Below are 20,960 nucleotides of genomic sequence, written 5' to 3'. Positions count from 1 at the left end.
GCCCCTCCGAGAGAGCGGAAGCAGACGGCCCGTCGCGGCAGGGCTCCCATGGAGGGACCCTCGATGCCCCGCTCGTCGGAGTGGAAGCCGAGGAAGCGCGCGTGTGCAACGTTCTACTCCGCACCTCGGGAAGCTGCTCGAAAGACTGGAAGGCCGCACCAGGCCCGTGCACTACGTCATCGTGCCGCGCCTCGTGCCGCGCGGCACCAGCGCGCCCCCGTCTGCCAGGCCTTGATCCAAGGATTTGACACGTCTTGGTGGACGATTCTACGCTCCGGCGTAGAACGTTACACATCGGTACCAGACCGGTCCTGGGCGGGCCCCGGATGATTCGGCATCGGGCCGCGCCATCCACTTGAGGAAGACCAGGAATGTCCGCCTTCCGGGACCTGTTTCGCGTGCCGTCGTTCGCATGGCTGTTCGGCACCTCCATCATCGGCCGTTTCCCTCAGGGCATGGTCGGGCTCGCGCTGATGATGCTCATCACCCAGACGTCGAGCTATGCGGTCTTCAGCGCGGTCTCGGCGGCCACGACAGCCGGGGCGTTCATCGGGGGTCCCGCGCTGAGCCGGCTGGCCGACGCCAGAGGGCATCGCCGGGTGCTGCAGATCAGCGCGGTTCTCCACGCCGGCGGGACGTGCGCCCTTGCGCTGGTGCCGCACAACCCGCCGTTGCTCATCGCGGTCGCCTTCCTGGTCGGAGTGTCGGCACCGCCCTTGACCGCCTCGCTCCGAGCCGTGCTGCCCGTCCTGGTCGGCCCGGACAGGCGACGGAGCGCCTACGCGATGGAGGCGACGGCGCAGGAGATCACGTTCGTCCTCGGCCCTCCCGTCGCGGCGCTCGCCTCCTCCCTGGGAGGCCCCCGCCTGGCCATCTTCGTGGCAGCGGCGTTCGTCCTCGCCGGAACCGTCGGCTATGCCCGGGATCGCAACGTCGAGCTGTCCCGGCCGCCCGCCGACAGGCCGCGAGAGGAACGGGCCGGGTTGGGCGCGGTCCTGCGAATACCGGGTCTGGCCAGGCTGCTGGGCGGCACCGCGCTGCTGACCTGCGCGCTGGCCGCACAGGTCCTGGGGGTCGCCGCGCTGGTCAGCGGGGCGAGCGTCTCAGCCGACGCGGGCCTCGTCATGGCCGTCGGCAGTCTCGGATCGCTGGTGGGTGGACTGCTCTACGGGTCGGTTCGCCGCCGCGCGATCCACCTGCGACACCTGCTGCTGCTCGTGTCGACGGGCCTCTTCGTCCTGGCCTTGGCGCCTGACACGGGCGTGCTCAGCGTGGTGCTGTTTCTCTGGGGCGGCACCGTCGCGCCGACCATGTCCAGACTGTTCGAACGGCTGTCGGAGCTCGTTCCCGCCGGATCCGCCACGGAGGCGTTCGGCTGGATGGGCAGCGCACTGGCGATCGGAAACGCCGTGGGGACCTTGTTCGCGGGGCTGCTGGTCGACGGTTTCGGTTCGCATGCCGCCCTGCCGGCCGCCGCCGTCATCGCACTCCTGGGCGCGCTCGTCGTGCCTCCTGGCGGAGAACGGCCGGCGTGACGGCAACGTCCAACCCTGCCGGAGAGAACGTTCTACGCTCGGGTAGGCTCCCTCCGTGACCCAACCCGAGACCCGGCGTGTGACCATCCAGGATGTCGCGAAAGCGGCCGGGGTCTCCATGTCCGCCGTCTCGAAGGTACTCCGCCAGGCCTACGGGGTCAGTCCACAGATGCGGCAGAAGGTCACCGAGGCCATCGAGAGGCTCGGCTACCGCCCGCACGCGGGGGCGCGGGCGATGCGGGGGCGCTCTTTCACGATCGGCGTGCTGATCGCGGACCTGGGCTCCCCTTTTCAGCTGGAGATCTCCGCGGGGATCGGGGCGGAGTTGGAGCCCAGCCCCTATCAGGAGATCCTCATCGGAGCGAGCCCATCCGAGGCACGACAGCGCGGCAGCGTGGAGGCGCTCATCGACCGGCAGGTCGATGGCCTCATCCTGGTCGCCCCTTGGGTGGAGACCTCCTGGCTGGAGGCCTTAGGCGCGAAGATCCCCACGGTCGTCATCGCCCGGCACGGCGGCGGGGACAACTTCGACACCATCGTGGACGACGACTACGAGGGCGCGCGGCTGATGGTCGACCATCTCGTGGGGCTCGGTCACCGCCGGATCGTCCATACCGGTCACTCCGCTCTCGGCCTGACGCCGCCGCACGTGCTGGCGCACACCGCACGACGCGAAGGCTATGTCGCCGCGATGAGGAGACACGGGCTCGTCCCGGACGTGATCGAGACCTCCTATTCCGAGGAGGGCGGCCATGAGGCGGCGCTGCTGGCGCTGGCCGGGCCGGAACCGCCCACGGCGGTGTTCGCCGGCGCGGACATCGCAGCGCTCGGCGTCCTGCGTGCCGCCGAGGAGCGAGGTCTGACCGTGCCGGACCGACTTTCGGTGACCGGATATGACAACACCTTCATCTCCACGATCGGTCGTGTCGCTCTGACGACCATCGATCAGTCGGGGCGCCATACCGGTTCGATCAGCGCCCGTCTTCTGCTGGAGCGCATCGGCGGCCGCCCTAGGCCGGTGCACTACATCATCGCGCCGAGGCTCATCCCCCGCGCCACCAGTGGTCCCGCTCCCGCCGAGCACTGATCGTCCACGCTCGTCTGGCAAGAGGATTTGCGGCAACGTTCTACAAGAAGTCGCCTCTGTCTTTTCTTGATAGTTACTAGCAGGTTTCATCCGCACTCTTGACGGGCTACGAGGCGGCTCCCTACAGTCCTCGGCGTAGAACGTTGCACATGCCGAAGTACTCAAGTCCTCTTGATCGCCTCCTGCTCCCGCAGACCGAGTGCCCACTTCGGCGGCAGCCTGAAGGAGTCCCCCTATGCGACCTAACAAGCCAGCACTCATCGCCTCGGCATCGGCACTCGCCGTCCTGCTGGCCGGGTGCACCGGACAGTCGGCGACAGGCACCGGCCCTGCCGGCGGTGGCACCACCAAGACGGCCAAGGACACGCTCACGCTGGGCATGTCGGCCGACATCCAGGGCTGGGACCCGTCGAACCAGCCGGGTTACCAGGGCTGGGCGGGGGAGGCCGTCTGGGACACCCTCGTCAAGTGTGACGCCTTCGGCAAGCCCGAGGCCGACATCGCCGACAAGTGGTCGATCAGCGAGGACAACAAGTCGTTCACGGCGCATATCCGGGAGGGCATGAAGTTCTCCGACGGGACGCCGGTCGACTCCGCCGCCGTCGAGGCCACGTACAAGTACATAAGCACTCACGGCGGAGCCCAGGCCGACTATGAGGGCATCAAGTTCGACACCCCCGATCCGCAGAACATCACGATCACCTGGCCGGAGCCGCAGCCGCTGATCGTCACCCGGATCTGCAACCCGAAGGTCACGACCAAGGCGATCCTGGACTCCGGGAAGGTGAACGACACCCCGGTCGGCTCGGGCCCCTACGTCCTCGACACGGCCGGCACCACGCGCGGCTCGGTGTACGCGTTCACCAAGAACGACCAGCACTGGAACGCGGCCAATTACCCGTACAAGAAGCTCGTCATCAAGGTCATCGAGAGCGAGACCGCCACCGTCAGCGCGCTCAAGACCAAGCAGATCGACGGGGCGCTGATCACCCCGCAGAGCTACAACGAGATCACGGCATCGGGCCTGAAGGTGCAGACGATGCAGGGTCAGACGACCCGCCTGCTGCTCACCGACCATCTGGGCAAGAAGATCCCGGCTCTCGGCGACGTGCGGGTGCGCCGGGCGATCAACATGGTGTTCGACCGCGAGGCCATGGTGAAGAACCTCTACCAAGGCCATGGCAAGCCGTCGTACCAGATCTTCCGCCCGGGCAGCGACGCCTACATCGAGGGCTTGCAGGACCCCTACCCGTTCGACGTCGCCAAGGCCAAAGCGCTCATGGCCGAGGCCGGCTACGAGAAGGGCTTCGCGCTGGAGCTGCCGACGATGGCGGGCCAGAACCACGAGAAGCTGATGCCGTACGTGACACAGCAGCTCGCCCAGCTCAACATCACCGTCAAGCAGGTTCCGCTGTCCGGTGCGAACGCGATCGGCGACCTGCTCAGCGGCACCTACCCGGTGGTGCTCTGGCAGCTCGGCAACTTCGGCCAGTCGTTGCAGGACATCGACATCGTGGTCCGCTCGTCCGGCTACTGGAACCTCATGCACCAGCCCGACGCCACCGTGGACAAGCACTGGAAGCAGATCGTCACCGGCGACGAGGCCCAGAAGAAGGCCGCCCAGCAGGAGATCAACCGGTACATCATCGACCAGGCCTGGTTCGCTCCGATGGTCAATCCGGACGGCTTTTACGCGCACAGCCCCGACGTCACCGTCGACAAGGTCTCCGACGTCGAGGCGCTGACCCCGAAGCTGCGCGACTTCAAGTAGCCGGGAGAACTCACAGATGGCACTCACGCTGCTCAAGAACCTCGTACGCTCGCTCGCCGTACTGCTGGTGGTCACCTTCGCCACCTTCTCTCTCATGTTCGGCAACGGACCGGGTATCGCGCGGGCGGTGCTCGGGATGAACGCCAGACCCGAGGACGTCCAGCGTGAGGTCATCGCCCTGGGACTCGACCAGCCGCTCCTCGTTCAGTACGGGAACTGGCTGAAGGGGGCACTCTCCGGTGACCTCGGCGCGTCGTTCTACACGGGGCAGACCGTGACGAACGCTCTCTCGTCCAGGGTGCCGGTGACGCTCGCCATCGTGGTCATCACCCTCGTCCTGACGGCCGCGCTCAGCGTGCTCCTCGGTGTCACCGCGGCCGTCAAGGGCGGATGGGTGGACCGGGTGCTGCAGTTCCTGTCGGTGCTGGGCACCGCCGTGCCGGCGTTCATCGTGGCCATCGTCCTGGTCTTCGCCTTCGCCATCGCCGGGCGGGTGCTGCCGGCCACCGGATATGTCTCGCCCGAGATCAGCGTCTCCGGCTGGCTGGCGTCCGTGACGCTGCCGGTCGTCGCGCTGCTGATCGGGTCGATGGCCAGCGCCGCCGCGCAGTTCCGCACGGCGGTGCTGGACACGCTGAGCCGCGACTACGTCCGCACGCTGCGGGCACGCGGCATCAGCGAGCGGCACGTCATCTTCCGGCACGTGCTGCGCAACTCAGCCGCTCCCGGTCTGACGGTGCTCAGCCTGACGACCTTCAGCCTGCTGGGCGGCGCGGTCTTCATCGAGCAGGTGTTCGCCCTGCCGGGCATGGGCCAGCTCGCCAACCAATCGGCCCAGATCAACGACGTGCCCATGGTCATGGGCACCGTACTCGTCACCATCGTGATCGTCCTGGTCGTCAATTTTCTCGGCGATCTGGCTACGACGGTCCTGAACCCGAAGGCGAGGACCCGATGACCGAGAACCCCCGGCGCGGAGTGCTCGTCCGCCTTCTGCGCAACCCGCAGGGCGCCATCTGCCTGGTCTACCTGCTGCTCGTCGTCCTGGTCGCCGTCACGAGCCCGTGGCTGGCCCCGACGGGCCCGTCGGTCACCGAGCTCGACGCCACCAACGCCCCGCCGTTCACCGCCGGACATCTGCTCGGCGGCGACGGCGCGGGCCGCGACATCCTGTCCCGGCTGATGTGGGGCTCACGCCAGACCGTGCTCGCCTGCCTCATCATCCTGGCGGTGTCGGTGGTGACCGGTGTCCTCTCCGGCCTCGCGGCGGGCTTCTACCGAGGGCGCTTCGAGGCGGGCGCGAGTTTCGTGGCCGACGTGATCATGTCGCTGCCGGGGGTCGTCCTGCTGATCGCCCTCTACGCCCTCACCGGCCCGAACATCCCGGTCGCCATGGCCGCGTTCGGGCTGATCCTCGCGCCCACGTACTACCGCCTCGTCCGCAGCGTCGTGCTGGGGGTTCGCAACGAGCTGTACGTGGACGCGGCGCGCGTGGTCGGCTTGCCCGACCTGCGCATCGTCGGCCGGCACGTGCTGTGGGCGGTGCGCGCGCCGGTGATCATCCAGAGCTCGTTCGTGCTCGCGTCCGGCATCGGGATCGAGGCCGGGATCTCGTTCCTCGGGCTCGGCGACCCCGCCGCGGCGTCGTGGGGCATCGTGCTGCAGGAGTCGTTCAACGGCATCTACAACAATCCCACAGCCGTCGTGTGGCCCGCGCTCGTCATCAGCCTCACCATCCTGGCGCTGGTCCTGCTCGGCAACGCGCTCAGCGACGTCCTGCAGGCCTCGGCCCGCAGCAAGCCGCTGTCTCCGCGGGCCCGGCGCGCGGTGCTGAAGGCGGCGCGGCGCGAGGAGGTGGAGGAGGACTCCATCCTGGTGGGCAGCTCCGACGACGTCGTGCTGTCCATCCGCGCCCTGCGGGTCGCCTACCCGGTGGGCGGCGAGATCCGCGAGGTCGTCCACGGTGTCGATCTGGACGTGCGGCGCGGGGAGATCCACGGCCTGGTCGGCGAGTCGGGGTCGGGCAAGTCCCAGGTCGCCTTCTCCACGCTCGGCATCCTGCCGCGCGAGGCGCTCATCCTTGGCGGCAGCGTGCTGCTCGGCGGCGACGACCTGCTGGAGGACGGGGCGAAGATGCGCGCGGCCCGCGGGCGGCGCATCGCGTACGTCCCGCAGGAGCCCATGTCGAATCTGGACCCGTCATTCACCATCGGCAAGCAGCTCGCCTACGGCCTGCGGGGGGTGACCTCGCTGAGTGCGCAGCAAGCGCGGGAGCGGCTCGTGGAGCTGCTCACCCGCGTCGGCATCAACGATCCGGAGCGCGTCATGTGTCTGTACCCGCACGAGATCTCGGGCGGCATGGCGCAGCGAGTGCTCATCTGCGGTGCCGTCGCCGCCGACCCGGACGTCATCGTCGCCGACGAGCCCACCACCGCCCTCGACGTCACGGTTCAGGCGGAGGTCCTGGAGCTGCTGCGCGAGCTCAGCCGCGAGCGTGGCCTGGCCATGATCCTGGTGACGCACAACCTCGGGGTCGTGGCCGACCTGTGCGACGTCGTGAGCGTGATGAAGGAAGGCCGCATCGTCGAGCGGGCCGATGTCGAGACGCTCTTCGAGTCGCCGCGGGAGGCGTACACGAAGGAACTGCTGTCCTCCTCGCGCAGTGTCGAGCTGATGGAGATCCAACCATGACGCAACCCCTGCTGCAGGTCTGTGACTTGGTGGTCCGGTTCGGCGGGCGCGGCAAGAGCGCGAGCACCGTCATCGACGGTGTCTCCTTCGACCTGGCGTCCGGGGAGACGCTCAGCCTCGTGGGCGAGTCCGGGTCCGGCAAGACCACGATCGGCCGCGCTATTCTGGGCCTCGCCCCGGTCACCTCGGGGAGCATCGGCTTTCGCGGGCAGACCATCAGCGGCGTGTCCCGGGCGCGCCGCCGCGAGCTGGCCCGCGACCTTCAGGTGGTCTTCCAGGACCCCTACTCCTCGCTCAACCCGTCCATGACGGTCGGGGACATCCTGGTCGAGCCGCTCGCCGCCGCCGGCGTCGCGGGCGGTCGTGCCCGGGTCCGGGAGTTGCTGGACGCGGTCGGTCTGCCCACGGATGCCGCCGCCAGGTATCCACGAGAGTTCTCCGGCGGGCAACGACAGCGGGTGGCCATTGCCCGCGCGCTCGCCCTCGACCCGGCGGTGATCGTCTGCGACGAGCCGACGAGCGCGCTGGACGTCACCACCCAGGCTCGTGTCCTGAGGCTGTTCAAGGACATCCAGCAGGCGACCGGCGTGGCCTACCTGTTCATCAGCCACGACCTGGGCGTGGTCAACCAGATCAGCGACCGGATCGCGGTCCTGCACCGCGGGAAGATCGTGGAGATCGGTGACGCGCGCCAGGTGGCCACCGCACCGCGGCACGAGTACACGCGCCGGTTGCACATGGCCGCGCCGGTCGCCGACCCGGCCAAGCAGCGCGAACGGCGCGAGCTGCGCCAAGCCCTGCCGGCTGAGGGCCGGTCCTGACGCTTCACGTACATTATGGAGTTTTGCATGACTTTGTCCGCTGCACCCAGCGCGCCGCGCTTCGAGCACCGCACCGAGCCCGGGCCGGCGCTCGGGATGGGCACGCCGGTCCCTCGATTGTCCTGGACCGTCCCGCACGCCGGCGAGGGCTGGGAGCAGACGGCGTATGAGGTGGAGATCACCCGAGGAAGAACTCGCGAGCCCCATCTGGTCCGGAGCCGGGAGCAGGTACTGGTCCCGTGGCCGGCGCCGCCGCTCGCCTCCCGTGAGGCCGCCGAGGCCAGGGTGCGGGTGGCGCACGGGGAGGACTGGAGCCCTTGGAGCGAGGCGGCCACCGTCGAAGCGGGCCTGCTGCACCCGTCCGATTGGACGGCCCGCTTCATCAGCCCCGCCGAGATCGGCGCCATGGACGGCAGGGCTCCCCTCCTGTACGGCCTGGTGGACGTGCCGGGCCCGGTGCGCAGTGCCCGGCTGTACGCCACCGCCCACGGCATCTACTCGCCGTCGATCAACGGGCGCCGCGTGGACGACACGGTCCTCGCCCCGGGCTGGACGTCGTACCGGCACCGGCTGCGCTACCACGTCTACGACGTCACCGACCTGGTCCGGCCCGGCGAGAACATGCTGGAGGTGCTGCTCGGCAACGGCTGGTATCGCGGCCGGCTCGGCTACCTCAACGATCGCGCCGTCTACGGCGACCGGCTCGCCCTGCTCGCCCAGCTCGAGATCACCACCACCGACGGTGCCGTGCACGTCCTGGCGACGGATGACACCTGGCGCGCCCGCGAGAGCGAGGTCCTGGCCGACGACCTGTACGACGGGCAGTCCACCGACCTGCGCCTGCGCGGCGCGCCCGGCCCGGTGAGCGGCGTGGAGGTGATCGAGGCGGACCTGTCGGCGCTCGTCGCCCCCGACGGCCCGCCCATCCGGCCGACCGGTGTACTGCCGGCACAGCGGGTGTGGACCTCACCGTCCGGCATGACGCTCGTCGACTTCGGGCAGAACGCGGTCGGCTGGGTCCGGCTCCGCACGCGCGGCCTGCCGGAGGGCACCACGGTCGTGATCCGGCACGCCGAGGTGCTGGAGGACGACGAGCTGGGCACGCGCCCGCTGCGCACGGCCCGCGCCACCGACACGTGGGTGCTGTCCGGCCGCGACGAGGTGCTCGAACCGTCGCTGACGCTGCACGGCTTCCGCTACGCCGAGGTCACCGGCGTGCCGGACCTGCGCGCCGAAGACCTCGAACTGGTCGTCGTCGGCTCGGATCTGCGTCGCACCGGATGGTTCTCCTCCTCACACGAGGAACTCGACCAGTTGCACGAGAACGTGGTGTGGAGCACCCGCGGCAACTTCGTCGATCTGCCCACGGACTGCCCGCAACGCGACGAGCGCCTCGGCTGGACCGGCGACATCCAGGTGTTCGGCCCCACCGCGACCTTCCTCTACGACGCCACCGGCCTGCTGCGCTCGTGGCTGGCCGACCTCGCCGCCGAGCAGCGCCCGGACGGTTCGGTGCCGCACGTCGTCCCAGGTTTCAGGGACGACGCGGCGTCAGCGGTGCCGGCGGCCGCCTGGGGCGACGCCGCCACGATCCTGCCCTGGACGCTCTACCAGCGCACCGGCGACCTCGAACTCCTGGAACGTCAACTGCCGAGCATGCGCGCCTGGGTCGACAAGGTCACGGCACTGGCCGGCCCGGACCGGATCTGGCGGGGCGGCTTCCAGTTCGGCGACTGGCTCGACCCCACCGCGCCCCCAGAGGAGCCGGGCCGCGCCAAGGCTGACCCCGACGTGGTAGCGACCGCCCATTTCGCCCGCTCCTCATGGATCGTCGCCGAAACAGCACGGCTGCTCGGACGCGCGGACGAAGCGGACAAGTATCAGGCTCTCACCCAGGAGGTGCGCGACGCCTTCGCCCGGACGTTCGTGACACCGGCGGGGCGGGTGCTGTCCGATGCCCAGACCGTGTACGCGCTGGCCATCGAGTGGGACCTGCTGCCCACGCAGGCCCAGCGCGAGGAGGCCGGTCGCCGGCTGGCCGACCTCGTGCGGGCCGGCGGTTTCCGGATCGCCACAGGCTTCGTCGGCACTCCGCTGGTATGCGACGCGCTCACCAGCACCGGCCACCTCGACATCGCCTACCGGCTGCTCCTTCAGACGCGGTGCCCGTCCTGGCTGTACCCCGTCACCATGGGCGCGACCACGATCTGGGAGCGCTGGGACAGCATGCGGCCCGACGGTGGCATCAACCCGGGCGAGATGACCTCCTTCAACCACTACGCCCTGGGCGCCGTGGCCGACTGGCTGCACCGCACCGTCGCCGGTCTCGCGCCCGCGGCCCCGGGCTACCGGCGGCTGCTCATCCGGCCCCGGCCGACCGCGGCGCTCACCCGCGCCGCCGCCCGCCACGCCACCCCTTACGGGGAGGCGTCGGTGTCGTGGGAACGCTCCGGCGGCAGCATGCGCCTCACGGTCGCCGTCCCCGCCGGAGCATCCGCCGAGGTCCACGTCCCAGGGGCGGACGCTCCCGTGCAGGTCGGCCACGGCGAGCACCGCTGGACGGCCGCCGATCCCATCACGGACGAGGATCGCGACTGGACCGGCGCGACGGTCAGGGACCTGCTCGACGACCCGCGGACCTGGGCCGCGGTGGCCCAAGCCGCCGTCACCGCGGGCATCACCCCCAGGGGCGACGCCCAGGCCGCCGAAAAGCTGGCCGCCTACCTCGACTCCCCCGCGACGCGGGTGGCCCACGCCCTGGCACCTGAAGATCACCTGCCGCGGGCGCGGGAACTGCACCTCCGCATCGCGGACATTCTCGGCGACACGAAGGACCGACGATGACCTCTCAGGGACACCTCGACCCGACGCTGCCGGCCGACGTCCGCGCCGACCTGCCGGCCAGGCACATGACCACGCTGGAGAAGTGAGTGAAGGGCTCCACCACGCCGATCGTCCCGGGCTTCTACCCCGACCCGACCGTGTGCCGCGTCGGCGACGACTACTACCTGGCGCATTCGAGCTTCGAGTACTTCCCCGGCGTGCCGATCTGGCACAGCCGCGACCTGCTGCGCTGGACGCAGCTCGGCCACGTCCTGACCCGCCGCAGCCAGTTCGCCCGCGGTGACGGGCGCTCGTCCGGCGGGATCTACGCGGGCACGCTGCGCCATCACGGCGGGCGCTTCTGGTACGTCACCACGAACGTCGGCGACCACGACGGCGGCCAGCTCATCCTCCAGGCCGACGACCCCGCCGGGCCGTGGAGCGACCCGGTGCGCGTCCCCCAGGCCATCGGCATCGACCCGGACCTGGCCTGGGACGACGCCGGGCAGTGCTACCTGACGTGGAAGGCGCTGAGCTTCACCGAGGGCGAGGGCGGCATCATGCAGGCCCGCCTCGACCTCGCCACCGGCCGGCTCCTCGAACCGGCCTACCCGGTGTGGCAGGGCAGCGGGCTGAGCGCCGCCGAAGGCCCGCACCTGTACGAGGTGGACGGCCTCTGGTACCTGCTCCTCGCAGAAGGCGGCACCGAGCGGGGGCACGCCGTCACGGTCGCCCGCGGCCCGCACCCCTCCGGCCCCTTCGAGGGCTGCCCGGCCAACCCGATCCTCAGCCACCGCAGCACGATCCACCCGACGCAGAACACCGGCCACGCCGATCTGGTGCGCGCGCCGGACGGCGGCTGGGCGGCCGTCTACCTGGGCGCCCGGCCGCGCGGCTCGACGCCCGGCTTCCACGTGCTGGGTCGAGAGACGTTCCTCGCGGGCGTGAACTGGGTGGGCGGCTGGCCGGTGTTCGACGAGGACCGCTACGACGTCCCTTCGGCGAACACCGCGTTCACCGACCGCTTCGACCGTCCTGCGCTCGACCCGCGCTGGGTGGTGCCGGGCGGCGAACCAGCCGTGACCGTCACCGCCGACGGCCTGCGCATCGCCGAGGGATTGTTGTGCGCCCGGGTCCGGGACTTGCGCTGGTCGGCCGAGGCGACGCTGGAGGGCTCGGGCCGATTCCTGCTGCGCCTGGATCACCGGCACCACTATGGGCTGGCCCGCTACGGTGATCGCGTCGAGGCCAGTGCCCGCGTGGGCGACCTCGACGTCGTGCTCGCGACAGCCTTCGTCCCGGACGGCCCCGCCGTGCTACGCATCGAGGCGGCGCCGCCGGCATCGCCCACCGTACCCCTCGGTGACGCGGGCCCGGACGAGATCGTGCTCTCCGTCGGCCGGCCGGACGGCGTGCGGGATCTCGCCCGGTTGGACGGGCGCTACCTGTCCACCGAGGTCGCCTCCGGGTTTACCGGACGCATGCTCGCTCTGGGCTCCACCACCGTCCCGGCGCACGTGCGCTCGGTGACCTACCGCCCGCAGGCGGAGCCCGCCACCCCACCCCCCAAGGAGTTCGCATGACCCTGCGTTTCGTGGCCACCGGCCTCGTCCTCGCCTTGAGCCCGGTCCTCGTCCCCGCACAGCCCGCCATCGCAGCGGCGGACTGCGCCGCTTCCGAGCCAGGAGGGCCGATCCAAGTGACGCCGGACTGCGTGGACCCGCTCTACGCCAAGCCCATGATCGACGCCGAGCGGGACCTCACCACCCCCGTGGCACACCGCCGGGTGTCGGGGCACTTCGAGGGCACGGACGTGAAGTTCACGATCTACCTGCCGCCGGCCGCCCAGTGGCAGGGCCGCTTCTTCCAGTACACCTATCCCCTGTCGGACGAGAACGCCCTGGACCGCGTCATCTCCTTCGGCGCCGCCAGCGGCGGGTACACCGTCGCGACCAGCGGGACCCAGGGGTACCGACATGCCGCCGCGGCGGCGAAATTCGCCGAGACCGTGGCCGCCGCCTACTACCGCTCCGGCTCCCGGCGCATCTACGGCTACCTCTACGGCCCCTCCGGCGGTTCCTTCCAGACCGTCGGCGCGATCGAGAACACCACGGGCGTCTGGGACGGCGCAGTCCCGATCGTCCTGGGCGTCCCCATGTCCATCCCGGCCAACTTCTTCATCCGCGCGCAGGCCCGCATGGTGCTGCGGGATGTGGCCGACCGAATCGCGGACGCGGTCCAGCCCGGCGGCTCCGGCGACCCGTACGCCGGGCTGACGGCGGTTCAGGCGGCGATGCTGCGCGAGGTGACGAGCCTCGGCGTCCCGCTGCAGGCGTGGGAGGACCCGGACTACGTGCTGGGGCTGTCCACCGCGGACGGACTGCTCGGCTTCGGTGCCGTGATCCGCCGGTTCGACCCGTCCTACGTCACCGACTTCTGGTCCAAGCCCGGCTATCTCGGCACCGAGCAGTCGCCGCTCGGCGACCTCGTCCGCGCCGAACTGATCGACGCCACACCGACCATCACCCACGTGCAAGCCGCCGCCGACGGGACACCCATCGCCGTCACGCTGTCCGGCCTGCCCACCCTGACCGGCACCCTCGGGCTGGACTTCACCGTCCCGGGAATCGGCGGCTTGATCGGCACCCTCGATCCCTCCACCGGCGTGCTGACTCTGGGCAGCGGGAACTCCGCCGTGGTGCTCGCGGCGCTCAAGACCGGCGTGCGGATCCGCGTCGACAACCGCTGGTTCGTCGCGCTGCCGTCGTACTACCGCCACCAGGTCCCGCCCGCCGACCAGGGCTACACCATCTACGACGTGCTTCATGGCCCTGACGGGCAGCCGCTCTACCCGCAGCGGCCCATGCTCATCGGCCCAATGATCGCGCGGAGCACCACCGGCGGCGGCACCTTCACCGGCAAGATCAACACCAAGGTCATCGTGGTGGACAACCTCCTCGACACCGACGCCTACCCGTGGCACGCGGACTGGTACGCCAAGCAGGTGCGCACGGCGCTCGGTGACCAGGCGTTCGACGGCGCCTTCCGGCTCTACTACAACGACAACGCCGACCACCTCGAAGGCCCGGTCACCGGCACCAAGACGAACCGGATCGTCTCCTACGACCCGATCGTCGAGCAGGCGCTGCGCGACGTGGCCGCATGGGCCGAGCGCGGTGTGACCCCACCTCGTTCCACCCGGTACGACATCACCGGCGGACAGGTCACCATCCCGGCGCGGGCGTCGGACAGGCGCGGCATTCAGCCCGTCGTCGACCTGACCGTCCGCCTGGCCGGTCGCAAGGCGACCTTCTTCGCAAAAGCACAGACTCCCCCGGACGCCGGGACGATCGTCTCGGCCGCGTGGGACTTCACCGGCTCCGGCACCTACACGCCCATCACCATCGGCAAGCCCGGCTCCACGCTGACCCTCACCGGCAGCCACCGGTACACCAAGCCCGGCACGTACTACGTCTCGCTCAAGGTGGCCTCCTCCCGGCCGGGCCAGGCAGGCCCGTTCGCCCAGGTCGAGAACCTCGGCCGGGTCCGCGTGGTCGTGAAGCCCTGATTCACCAGACGTAAGGAGAACGAACCCATGCTCACACCCCTCGTCACGCTCGGCCAGGTCCTCGACGCGCCGGGCGGCCGCGCCCTGCTGGAGCGGCATCTGCCGGAAGCCGTGCTCGACCAGCCAGGCCTGCGTGTGCTCCTCATCGGCGCGTTCCTACGGGTGGCGCCCGCCGTCACGCCCGCCGTCACGGACCCGTCGGCCCCGCGCGCCACGGCGGCCTGGACCCTCGTGGGCGAGCCGTCCAGGTGGGAAGTGCTGGAAATCGCACTGCAGGGACCGGCGGCCGGCAACCCCTTCGTGGACGTCGAGCTGTCCGCGGAGTGGACGTGCTCGACACCTGGGAGTGCACCATCGACCGGCTGCCCGGCACGTACGAGACGTTCGTGCTGGTGCCCCTACCGTCCAAGCCGTATCAGGCCGTGCGGCTGGTGGCGGCCTGACCAGTTTCAGGTCGCCTGTCCCCATAGAAAGAGGTCACTGTGGCACGCATCTCGTTCAACGCCGACTGGACGGTGAAACCGAAGGTCAGCAGCTTCTCCGATCTCGTCGCCGCAGATGCCGCCGGCCAGGCTGTCGTGCTCCCCCACGACGCCATGCAGTCGCTCAAGCGTTCGGCCACGGACAGCGAAGGACCTTCCACCGGTTACCACCCCGGTGGTGTGGTCGAGTACAACAAGACGCTGTTCGTGCCCGAGGAGTGGCGTCACAAGCGTGTCGCGATCGAGTTCGAGGCCGTCTACCGGGACGCCATGGTCTTCGTGAACGGCTCTTTCGCCGGGCAGCGCCGCAACGGTTACACCGGATTCCGGGTACCCCTGGACGCCTACCTGCACTACGGGCAGACAAACACCATCCGGGTCGAGGCACGGGCGCACCAGGACTCCCGCTGGTACTCGGGCCTGGGCATTCACCGAGACACGTATCTGCACGTACTGGACCTCGTCCATCTGGCCCCCGACGGCGTATTGGTCACCACGCCGGACGTGGACGACGAGCGAGCGGTGGTCGAGGTCGCTGCGACCATCCAGAACGAGGGCCTGACCACGCGCACCGTGGCCGTGCAGGTGGAGCTGCGCGACCAGCAAGGCGCACTCGTCGCGACCGAGGCCACGCCCGTCACCATCACCCCTGGCACGACCACGGTGTCGCGCAACCGGCTCTACGTGGCCGGCCACCGCCGCTGGAGCGTCGACGACCCCTACCTGTACCAGGCGACGATCAGGCTGCAGGACGGGGACGTCGAGTCCGACTCGGCCTCGCTGAACATCGGCATCCGCACTCTCCAACTGGATCCGATGCACGGCCTGCGGATCAACGGCCAGGCGGTGAAGCTGCGCGGGGCGTGCATCCATCACGACAACGGTCCGCTCGGAGCGGCGGCGATCGCGCGGGCGGAGGAGCGCCGCATCGAGATCCTCAAGGCCGCCGGGTTCAACGCCATCCGCAGCTCCCACAACCCGGCGAGCCCCGCCTTGCTGGAAGCGTGCGACCGGCTCGGGATGCTCGTCTTGGACGAGGCGTTCGACATGTGGTTGGAGGCCATGAAGCCCTTCGACTACTCCCTGGACTTTCCCGAGTGGTGGGAGCGTGACATCGAGGCCATGGTGGCCAAGAGCCGCAACCACCCGAGCGTCATCATGTACTCGATCGGCAACGAGGTCCCCGAGGCCGGTTCCGGGCACGGCGGCGCATGGGGACGCCGGCTGGCCGAGAAGGTCCACAGCCTGGACGGCACCCGCTTCGTGACCAACGCGATCAGCAGCTTCTGGGCCGTCAGCGCCGAGATCCTCGACGACTTCAAGCAGGAGGTCTCGGCCCTGCATGCCCGCGGCGTCAACGACGTCATGACCGCGATGTCGGACATCTTCGACCGCATCACCACCTCCGACCTCGTCACCGAGCGCACAGCGGAGTCACACGCGGCCGTCGACGTGGCGGGCCTGAACTACGCCGAGCAGCGCTACGTCTCCGACAGGCAGCGGTTCCCCAACCGGGTCGTCCTGGGCACGGAGACCAATCCGCGCAACATCGCGCGGATCTGGCCACTGGTGGAGGAACTACCGCACGTGATCGGCGACTTCACCTGGACCGGGTGGGACTACCTGGGCGAGGTGGGGCTCGGACGCACCGACTACGCCGACGATCCGGCAGGGAGTGGCGGCGGTGACCCGGATTACCCCTGGCTGCTCGCCTGGTGCGGAGACATCGACATCACCGGCCATCGCCGCCCGGCCTCCTATTACCGGGAGATCGTGTTCGGGCTGCGGCACGAGCCGTATATCGCCGTGTTCCGTCCTCAGCACCATGGCAGGCGACGCCTGGAGATGCAGTGGGCGTGGACCGACACGGTCGCCGGGTGGTCCTGGAACGTGGCACCGGGATCACCCGTCGAGGCCGAGGTGTACAGCGACGCCGACGAAGTCGAACTGCTCCTGAACGGCACAGCGGTGGGCCGGGCCCCGGCCGGCCGCCACCACGAGTACCGGGCGCGCTTCGACCTGCGGTACCACCCCGGCGAGCTCACGGCGGTCGCGTACAGCGCCGGCCGCGAACAGTCACGAGTGCGCCTTCGGACGGCTGCAGAGCCCCGCCTCAGCGTCGAGACCGATCGTCACCTGCTGCGCGCCGACCATCGCGATCTGGCCTACGTCACCATCGAGCTCCGTGACGCCGACGGCAACCTGGCACACGACGACGATCGCCAAGTGGCGGTCCAGGTGAGCGGTGCAGGAGTCCTTCAGGCGCTGGGCAGCGCGCGGCCCATGACCGAGGAAGGCTTCGACGCGACACGGCGCACCACGTTCGACGGCCGGGCCCTCGCCGTTATCCGCCCGACCGGCCCGGGCCCCATCCACGTGCGGGTCACCAGTGACGGACTTGCCCCGGTCACCGTGGAGCTCAAGGTCGCCGCCGACGAGGGATGACGTCGATCGGCAGGAGTTCAGCGAGGCTGAGCTGGAATTTCTCCCGGCCGGCGGAGGTGGTCAGGCCGTTGCCGGGGTGGCTTCACCACCAAGATCCATCTGTCCGCCGGCGGACGCCCCACCGGCTTCGACGCCGAACGATACAAGGGCAGGAACGTCGTCGAACGAGCCATCAACCGGCTGAAGAACCTCCGAGCCATCGCGACCCGCCACGACAAACGCGCCCACATCTTCCTCGGCACCGTCACCTTGGCCGCCCTGACCATCTCGCTCCGCACCTGATTCGAGAAACAGCTCTTAGTCGGGTTCGGGGTAGGTGACGCGGCAGCTCTTGTCGGCGGGGCCGAGGATGTTGGCCAGGACCGGGTTGCCGTTCTCGCCGAACTTGGCCTGAACGAAGATGATCGGGTTCGTCTCGCCGCTCTCCCTCAAATACTGCAGGCCGCGTTCGCACAAGGTGATGGCTTGGCTGGAGTTGCCGGCCGACTCCGGGAGGTCGGTGTATAGGCGGAGATATCCGCCTATGCTGCGGATGTCCTTGAGGCGTTTGGAGGCCTTGTCGTCCGCGGGCCAGTGGGTGCGGAAGTATTCGGCCGCCTGCTGGTCGGTGTGCATCGAGGGGCCGTCCGCCTTGTAGTCGGATCCGTCATCCCCAGTCGACAGATCTCCGGTCAACGCATCGACGGTCGAGGGGTTCACGGTGCCGCTGTCCTGGGGCGCTTCGGCCTGGGGGGCGTCCCCTGTCACGGAGCCCGGCGTGGCGCCGGCCGGCGGGGCCTTCGAGGCCGGGGTGTCGTGCGTCGAACCGCCCGAGCGCTGGGCGCCTCCGCCCAGTGGGGTGGGGGTGACGCTCATCGGGATGCGGGTCGCGCCGCCCTCCGCGAGGGCCTGGCCGTGCTTCCCCGAACCGCTGTGGACACCCGAGCTCGTACTCCCGCGCAGGCCCGGGTCCGCGGCCACGCCCGTGTCCGCGCCTCCGCTCGCATCCGATCGGGCCGTCAGCCCACCGCCGAGCGGGCCGGCCAGCGGCCCAGCGAACGGACCGGCGAATAGGCCGTCCGTGCCCAGCAGTCCCAAGATCGCGCCCGCCAGCACCAACGCCCCCGCCGACAACCCCAAGGCCCACGGCCGCCGAGCCTTCGTACGACGCCGCCGCCCGGCCCGCCGCGACCTCCGCGGCGAGTTTCGCGCCGACCCGTGACCGGCCGCCTGCCGGGTCCCCCCGCGACGCTCCGGGCGTCCCGGCGGAGGCCCGTCGGACCGTTCCCTGCCCGGCGGAGGCACATCGGACCACTCCCGTCCCAGCGGAGGCGCGTCGAACGGCTCTCTCCGCGGCGAAGGCCGCTCCCGTCCCAGCCTGCTCCGCAGATCGGCATGGTCCGCCGCGTGTCGCCCAGAGGTGTGCCCTTCCGACCGCCGCACCCGGCCCGCCCCCTTGGAACGTGGACACCCTCGCACCGCACAGGCAAGGGATTCCCCCGATTGTGGCAAGGAGCGGTAGATCAATTCAGTTGGATCCCCCAACTCGGGGCGCCAGTGAACAGGGAGGTTGAGGTTACGGAAGTGCCGCGATGAGTTCCTGGACGGGCTTGCGCACGCCCGTGTAGAAGGGGACCTCGATGCGCGTGTGCTCGCGGGCCTTGGCGCCCCGCAGGTGACGCATCAGGTCGACGATCCGATGCAGTTCGTCGGCCTCGAAGGCCAGCATCCACTCGTAGTCGTTCAGAGCGAAGCAGGACACCGTGTTGGCCCGGACGTCCGGGTAGTCACGCGCCATGTGACCGTGCTCGGCCAGCATCGACCGCCGCTCGGCGTCGTCGAGGAGGTACCACTCCAGCGAGCGGACGAACGGATAGACGCTGACGTAGGCGCGCGGCTCCTCCTCGGCCAGGAAGGCCGGGATGTGGGACTTGTTGAACTCGGCCGGCCGGTGCAGCGCCATCGCCGACCAGACCGGCGCGCTGTGGCGGCCGAGCTCGGTGCGGCGGAAACGGGAGTAGACGTCCTGGAGGTCCTCGGCCGTCGGCGCGTGCCACCAGAACATGTAGTCGGCGTCGGCCCGGAACCCCGCCACGTCATAGAGGCCGCGGGTCACAACGTCTTTCAGCGCCGCCTGTTCGAGCAGCTCAGTGACCTCGCCGGTCATGCTGTCACGGTTGGCGGGACAGCGGTCGGTGGCCTTGAAGACCGACCACATCGTGTAGCGGATCACCTGGTTCAGATCGCGGGCCTTCGGCCGCGGTGCGCCCTCAGTCATGGGTCCATTGTCCTTCCGGCGAGAGGTGGTCCAGAATCCGGGCCGCCGCCGTGCGGGCGGTGGAGACGCACGCGGGGATGCCGAGCCCGTCGTAGGCCGCCCCGCACACCGCCAGGCCGGGCTGCACGGCGACCGCCGCGCGGATGCGGGCCACCCGGTCGAGGTGGCCGACGTCGTACTGCGGCAGCGCCCCGCCCCAGCGCGACACCCGGGTGTCGACCGGCAGCCCGCGTACGCTCATGACGTCGCCCATCTCGGCCGTGGCCAGGGAGACGAGTTCGGAGTCGTCGCGCTGGAGCAGGTGTTCCTCGCCGATCCGGCCGATGGAGCAGCGCACCACCACCAGGTCGCCGGCCAGGTGCGGCCACTTGACCGAGCTGAACGTCACCGCCTTGACCGGCCGCCGCTCGACCGGCGGGACGAGGTAGCCGCTGCTCGTCGGCGGTGTGGGGAAGGCGTCGACGGCGTAGGCGAGGGTGACGATGGCCATGCTGGCGTAGTCGATGCGGTCCAGCTCGGTCGCCGCCTTGGGCGCCTCGGTGCGCAGCAGCCTGGCGGCGGCGGGTCCCGGCGTGGCGACGATCACCGCGTCGGCCTCGATGACCTCGGGGCGCGGCACGGGGCCGGTCACGAGCCGCCAGCCGTGCTCGGTCCGGTGCAGCTCGCGTACGGTGACGCCGGTCCTGATGTCGGCGCCCGACGCCTTGGCGACCGCTTCCGGCAGGCTGCCGATCCCGGTCCTGAGCGAGGTGAACACGGGTCCCGCGTCGCGGGGCGCCTCCTCCACGATCTGCCTGGCCGCCGCGAGCAGCGAACGCTCGGAGCGCGCGGCGGCGGCGATGGCCGGCATCGTGGCCTCCAGCGACAGCCGTTCGGCCCGGCCCGCGTAGACGCCGCCGAGCAGCGGTTCGACCAGCCGCTCGAGCACCTCGCCGCCCATCCTGGCCCTGATGTAGGAGGCGACGGAGACGTCGGTACGTACCAGCGTGGGGGGCAGGATCTGGTCCAGCGGCACGCGCGCCAGCCCGCCGGGCGACACGATGCCGGATCTGACCAGCTCCATCAGGTCGGCGGGCACGCCCATGACCTGCTTCTTGGGCATCGGCCGCAGCGCGCCCCTGCTGTAGACGGCGGCGCGGGTGGTGCCGGGGTCCACCAGGTCGTCGCCGAGCCCGACGGCCTTGGCCAGCTCCTTGCCCTCGGGCCGCCTGGCCAGCATGGACTCCGCGCCGGCGTCGACGTCGATGCCCGCGACCTCGGAGACGAGCAGCTTGCCGCCGATGCGCGGACTGCCCTCCAGCACGGTCACCTTCACGCGCTCGCCCGCGCCCTGTCTGAGGTGCCACGCCGCGGCCAGGCCGGAGATCCCGCCCCCGATGACGACCACGTGCGCTTGTTTCCCTGCCACGCCTCCCGACGCTACCGTCTGTGGCGCTCGCCCAGCCCCTCGGGGGAACCCACTTTTGGATCAAGCATGTGA

Annotated in this window: 15 protein-coding genes and 1 pseudogene; 13 read left to right on the top strand and 3 right to left on the bottom strand. The window is 70.2% G+C overall.

Annotation, left to right across the window (positions count from 1 at the left end):
• Nucleotides 1-371: 371 nt before the first annotated feature.
• From AB0B64_RS06995 to AB0B64_RS06940, 12 genes and pseudogenes are all read left to right on the top strand, one after another.
• Complete coding sequence (locus AB0B64_RS06995) at nucleotides 372-1,535, top strand: MFS transporter (protein ID WP_357941012.1); 1,164 nt, start codon at nucleotides 372-374, stop codon at nucleotides 1,533-1,535.
• A gap of 55 nt (nucleotides 1,536-1,590) precedes the next feature.
• The gene (locus AB0B64_RS06990; protein ID WP_357941010.1) at nucleotides 1,591-2,622 is read left to right on the top strand and encodes a LacI family DNA-binding transcriptional regulator; all 1,032 of its coding nucleotides are present in this window, start codon (nucleotides 1,591-1,593) and stop codon (nucleotides 2,620-2,622) included.
• A gap of 235 nt (nucleotides 2,623-2,857) precedes the next feature.
• Nucleotides 2,858-4,393 (top strand): ABC transporter substrate-binding protein, encoded by a 1,536-nt coding sequence (locus AB0B64_RS06985; RefSeq protein WP_357941008.1) that lies wholly within the window; start codon nucleotides 2,858-2,860, stop codon nucleotides 4,391-4,393.
• 16 nt (nucleotides 4,394-4,409) lie between these two features.
• The gene (locus AB0B64_RS06980) at nucleotides 4,410-5,351 is read left to right on the top strand and encodes an ABC transporter permease (RefSeq protein WP_357941006.1); all 942 of its coding nucleotides are present in this window, start codon (nucleotides 4,410-4,412) and stop codon (nucleotides 5,349-5,351) included.
• Nucleotides 5,348-7,084, top strand: a complete 1,737-nt coding sequence (locus AB0B64_RS06975) for a dipeptide/oligopeptide/nickel ABC transporter permease/ATP-binding protein (RefSeq protein WP_357941004.1) — start codon at nucleotides 5,348-5,350, stop codon at nucleotides 7,082-7,084. Before AB0B64_RS06980 ends, AB0B64_RS06975 begins: the two co-directional genes overlap by 4 nt.
• Nucleotides 7,081-7,905: an ATP-binding cassette domain-containing protein gene (locus AB0B64_RS06970; RefSeq protein ID WP_357941002.1), complete on the top strand. Its 825-nt coding sequence runs from the start codon at nucleotides 7,081-7,083 to the stop codon at nucleotides 7,903-7,905. Before AB0B64_RS06975 ends, AB0B64_RS06970 begins: the two co-directional genes overlap by 4 nt.
• A gap of 27 nt (nucleotides 7,906-7,932) precedes the next feature.
• Entirely contained in the window at nucleotides 7,933-10,749 is a 2,817-nt protein-coding gene (locus tag AB0B64_RS06965; protein ID WP_358175316.1) for a family 78 glycoside hydrolase catalytic domain, read from the top strand.
• Nucleotides 10,750-10,835: 86 nt separating this feature from the next.
• Nucleotides 10,836-12,311: a family 43 glycosylhydrolase gene (locus tag AB0B64_RS06960; protein ID WP_358175313.1), complete on the top strand. Its 1,476-nt coding sequence runs from the start codon at nucleotides 10,836-10,838 to the stop codon at nucleotides 12,309-12,311.
• On the top strand, nucleotides 12,308-14,296 hold the full coding sequence (locus AB0B64_RS06955) for a PKD domain-containing protein (protein ID WP_358175310.1): 1,989 nt from the start codon (nucleotides 12,308-12,310) through the stop codon (nucleotides 14,294-14,296). The genes AB0B64_RS06960 and AB0B64_RS06955 overlap by 4 nt, the downstream gene beginning before the upstream one ends.
• 329 nt (nucleotides 14,297-14,625) lie before the next feature.
• Nucleotides 14,626-14,739, top strand: coding sequence for a DUF5605 domain-containing protein (locus AB0B64_RS06950; protein WP_357940990.1), 114 nt, complete (start codon nucleotides 14,626-14,628; stop codon nucleotides 14,737-14,739).
• A gap of 39 nt (nucleotides 14,740-14,778) precedes the next feature.
• Complete coding sequence (locus tag AB0B64_RS06945) at nucleotides 14,779-17,223, top strand: glycoside hydrolase family 2 TIM barrel-domain containing protein (protein WP_358175307.1); 2,445 nt, start codon at nucleotides 14,779-14,781, stop codon at nucleotides 17,221-17,223.
• A gap of 102 nt (nucleotides 17,224-17,325) precedes the next feature.
• Nucleotides 17,326-17,505, top strand: a pseudogene (locus tag AB0B64_RS06940) (transposase); the annotation flags it as partial.
• Between the two features lie 15 nt (nucleotides 17,506-17,520).
• On the opposite strand, the gene AB0B64_RS06935 reads toward AB0B64_RS06940, so the two are convergent.
• The gene (locus AB0B64_RS06935) at nucleotides 17,521-18,183 is read right to left on the bottom strand and encodes a hypothetical protein (protein WP_358175305.1); all 663 of its coding nucleotides are present in this window, start codon (nucleotides 18,181-18,183) and stop codon (nucleotides 17,521-17,523) included.
• Between the two features lie 100 nt (nucleotides 18,184-18,283).
• Between AB0B64_RS06935 and AB0B64_RS06930 the strand changes: the two genes are divergently transcribed.
• Nucleotides 18,284-18,424: a hypothetical protein gene (locus AB0B64_RS06930; RefSeq protein WP_358175302.1), complete on the top strand. Its 141-nt coding sequence runs from the start codon at nucleotides 18,284-18,286 to the stop codon at nucleotides 18,422-18,424.
• Between the two features lie 354 nt (nucleotides 18,425-18,778).
• On the opposite strand, the gene hemQ is transcribed toward AB0B64_RS06930, so the two are convergent.
• Nucleotides 18,779-19,480, bottom strand: coding sequence for a hydrogen peroxide-dependent heme synthase (hemQ, locus tag AB0B64_RS06925; protein WP_357940984.1), 702 nt, complete (start codon nucleotides 19,478-19,480; stop codon nucleotides 18,779-18,781).
• Nucleotides 19,473-20,888 carry a protoporphyrinogen oxidase gene (gene hemG, locus AB0B64_RS06920; protein WP_358175299.1) on the bottom strand — a complete coding sequence of 472 codons (1,416 nt, stop codon included), beginning with the start codon at nucleotides 20,886-20,888 and terminating at the stop codon, nucleotides 19,473-19,475. Before hemG ends, hemQ begins: the two co-directional genes overlap by 8 nt.
• Nucleotides 20,889-20,960: the final 72 nt, after the last annotated feature.

This window comes from Nonomuraea sp. NPDC049129 (assembly GCF_040648495.1).
Taxonomy (GTDB): Bacteria; Actinomycetota; Actinomycetes; order Streptosporangiales; family Streptosporangiaceae; genus Nonomuraea.
The sequence above is the reverse complement of the archived record's forward strand: the minus strand, read 5'-3'. Positions and strand labels throughout refer to the sequence as shown.

Bases quoted from the DNA above. Each gene is read 5' to 3' on its own strand.
- AB0B64_RS06970 (WP_357941002.1), top strand. From the start codon at position 7,081: ATGACGCAACCCCTGCTGCAGGTCTGTGACTTGGTGGTCCGGTTCGGC.
- AB0B64_RS06980 (WP_357941006.1), top strand. From the start codon at position 4,410: ATGGCACTCACGCTGCTCAAGAACCTCGTACGCTCGCTCGCCGTACTG.
- AB0B64_RS06975 (WP_357941004.1), top strand. From the start codon at position 5,348: ATGACCGAGAACCCCCGGCGCGGAGTGCTCGTCCGCCTTCTGCGCAAC.
- hemQ (WP_357940984.1), bottom strand. From the start codon at position 19,480: ATGACTGAGGGCGCACCGCGGCCGAAGGCCCGCGATCTGAACCAGGTG.
- AB0B64_RS06995 (WP_357941012.1), top strand. From the start codon at position 372: ATGTCCGCCTTCCGGGACCTGTTTCGCGTGCCGTCGTTCGCATGGCTG.
- AB0B64_RS06955 (WP_358175310.1), top strand. From the start codon at position 12,308: ATGACCCTGCGTTTCGTGGCCACCGGCCTCGTCCTCGCCTTGAGCCCG.
- AB0B64_RS06965 (WP_358175316.1), top strand. From the start codon at position 7,933: ATGACTTTGTCCGCTGCACCCAGCGCGCCGCGCTTCGAGCACCGCACC.
- AB0B64_RS06985 (WP_357941008.1), top strand. From the start codon at position 2,858: ATGCGACCTAACAAGCCAGCACTCATCGCCTCGGCATCGGCACTCGCC.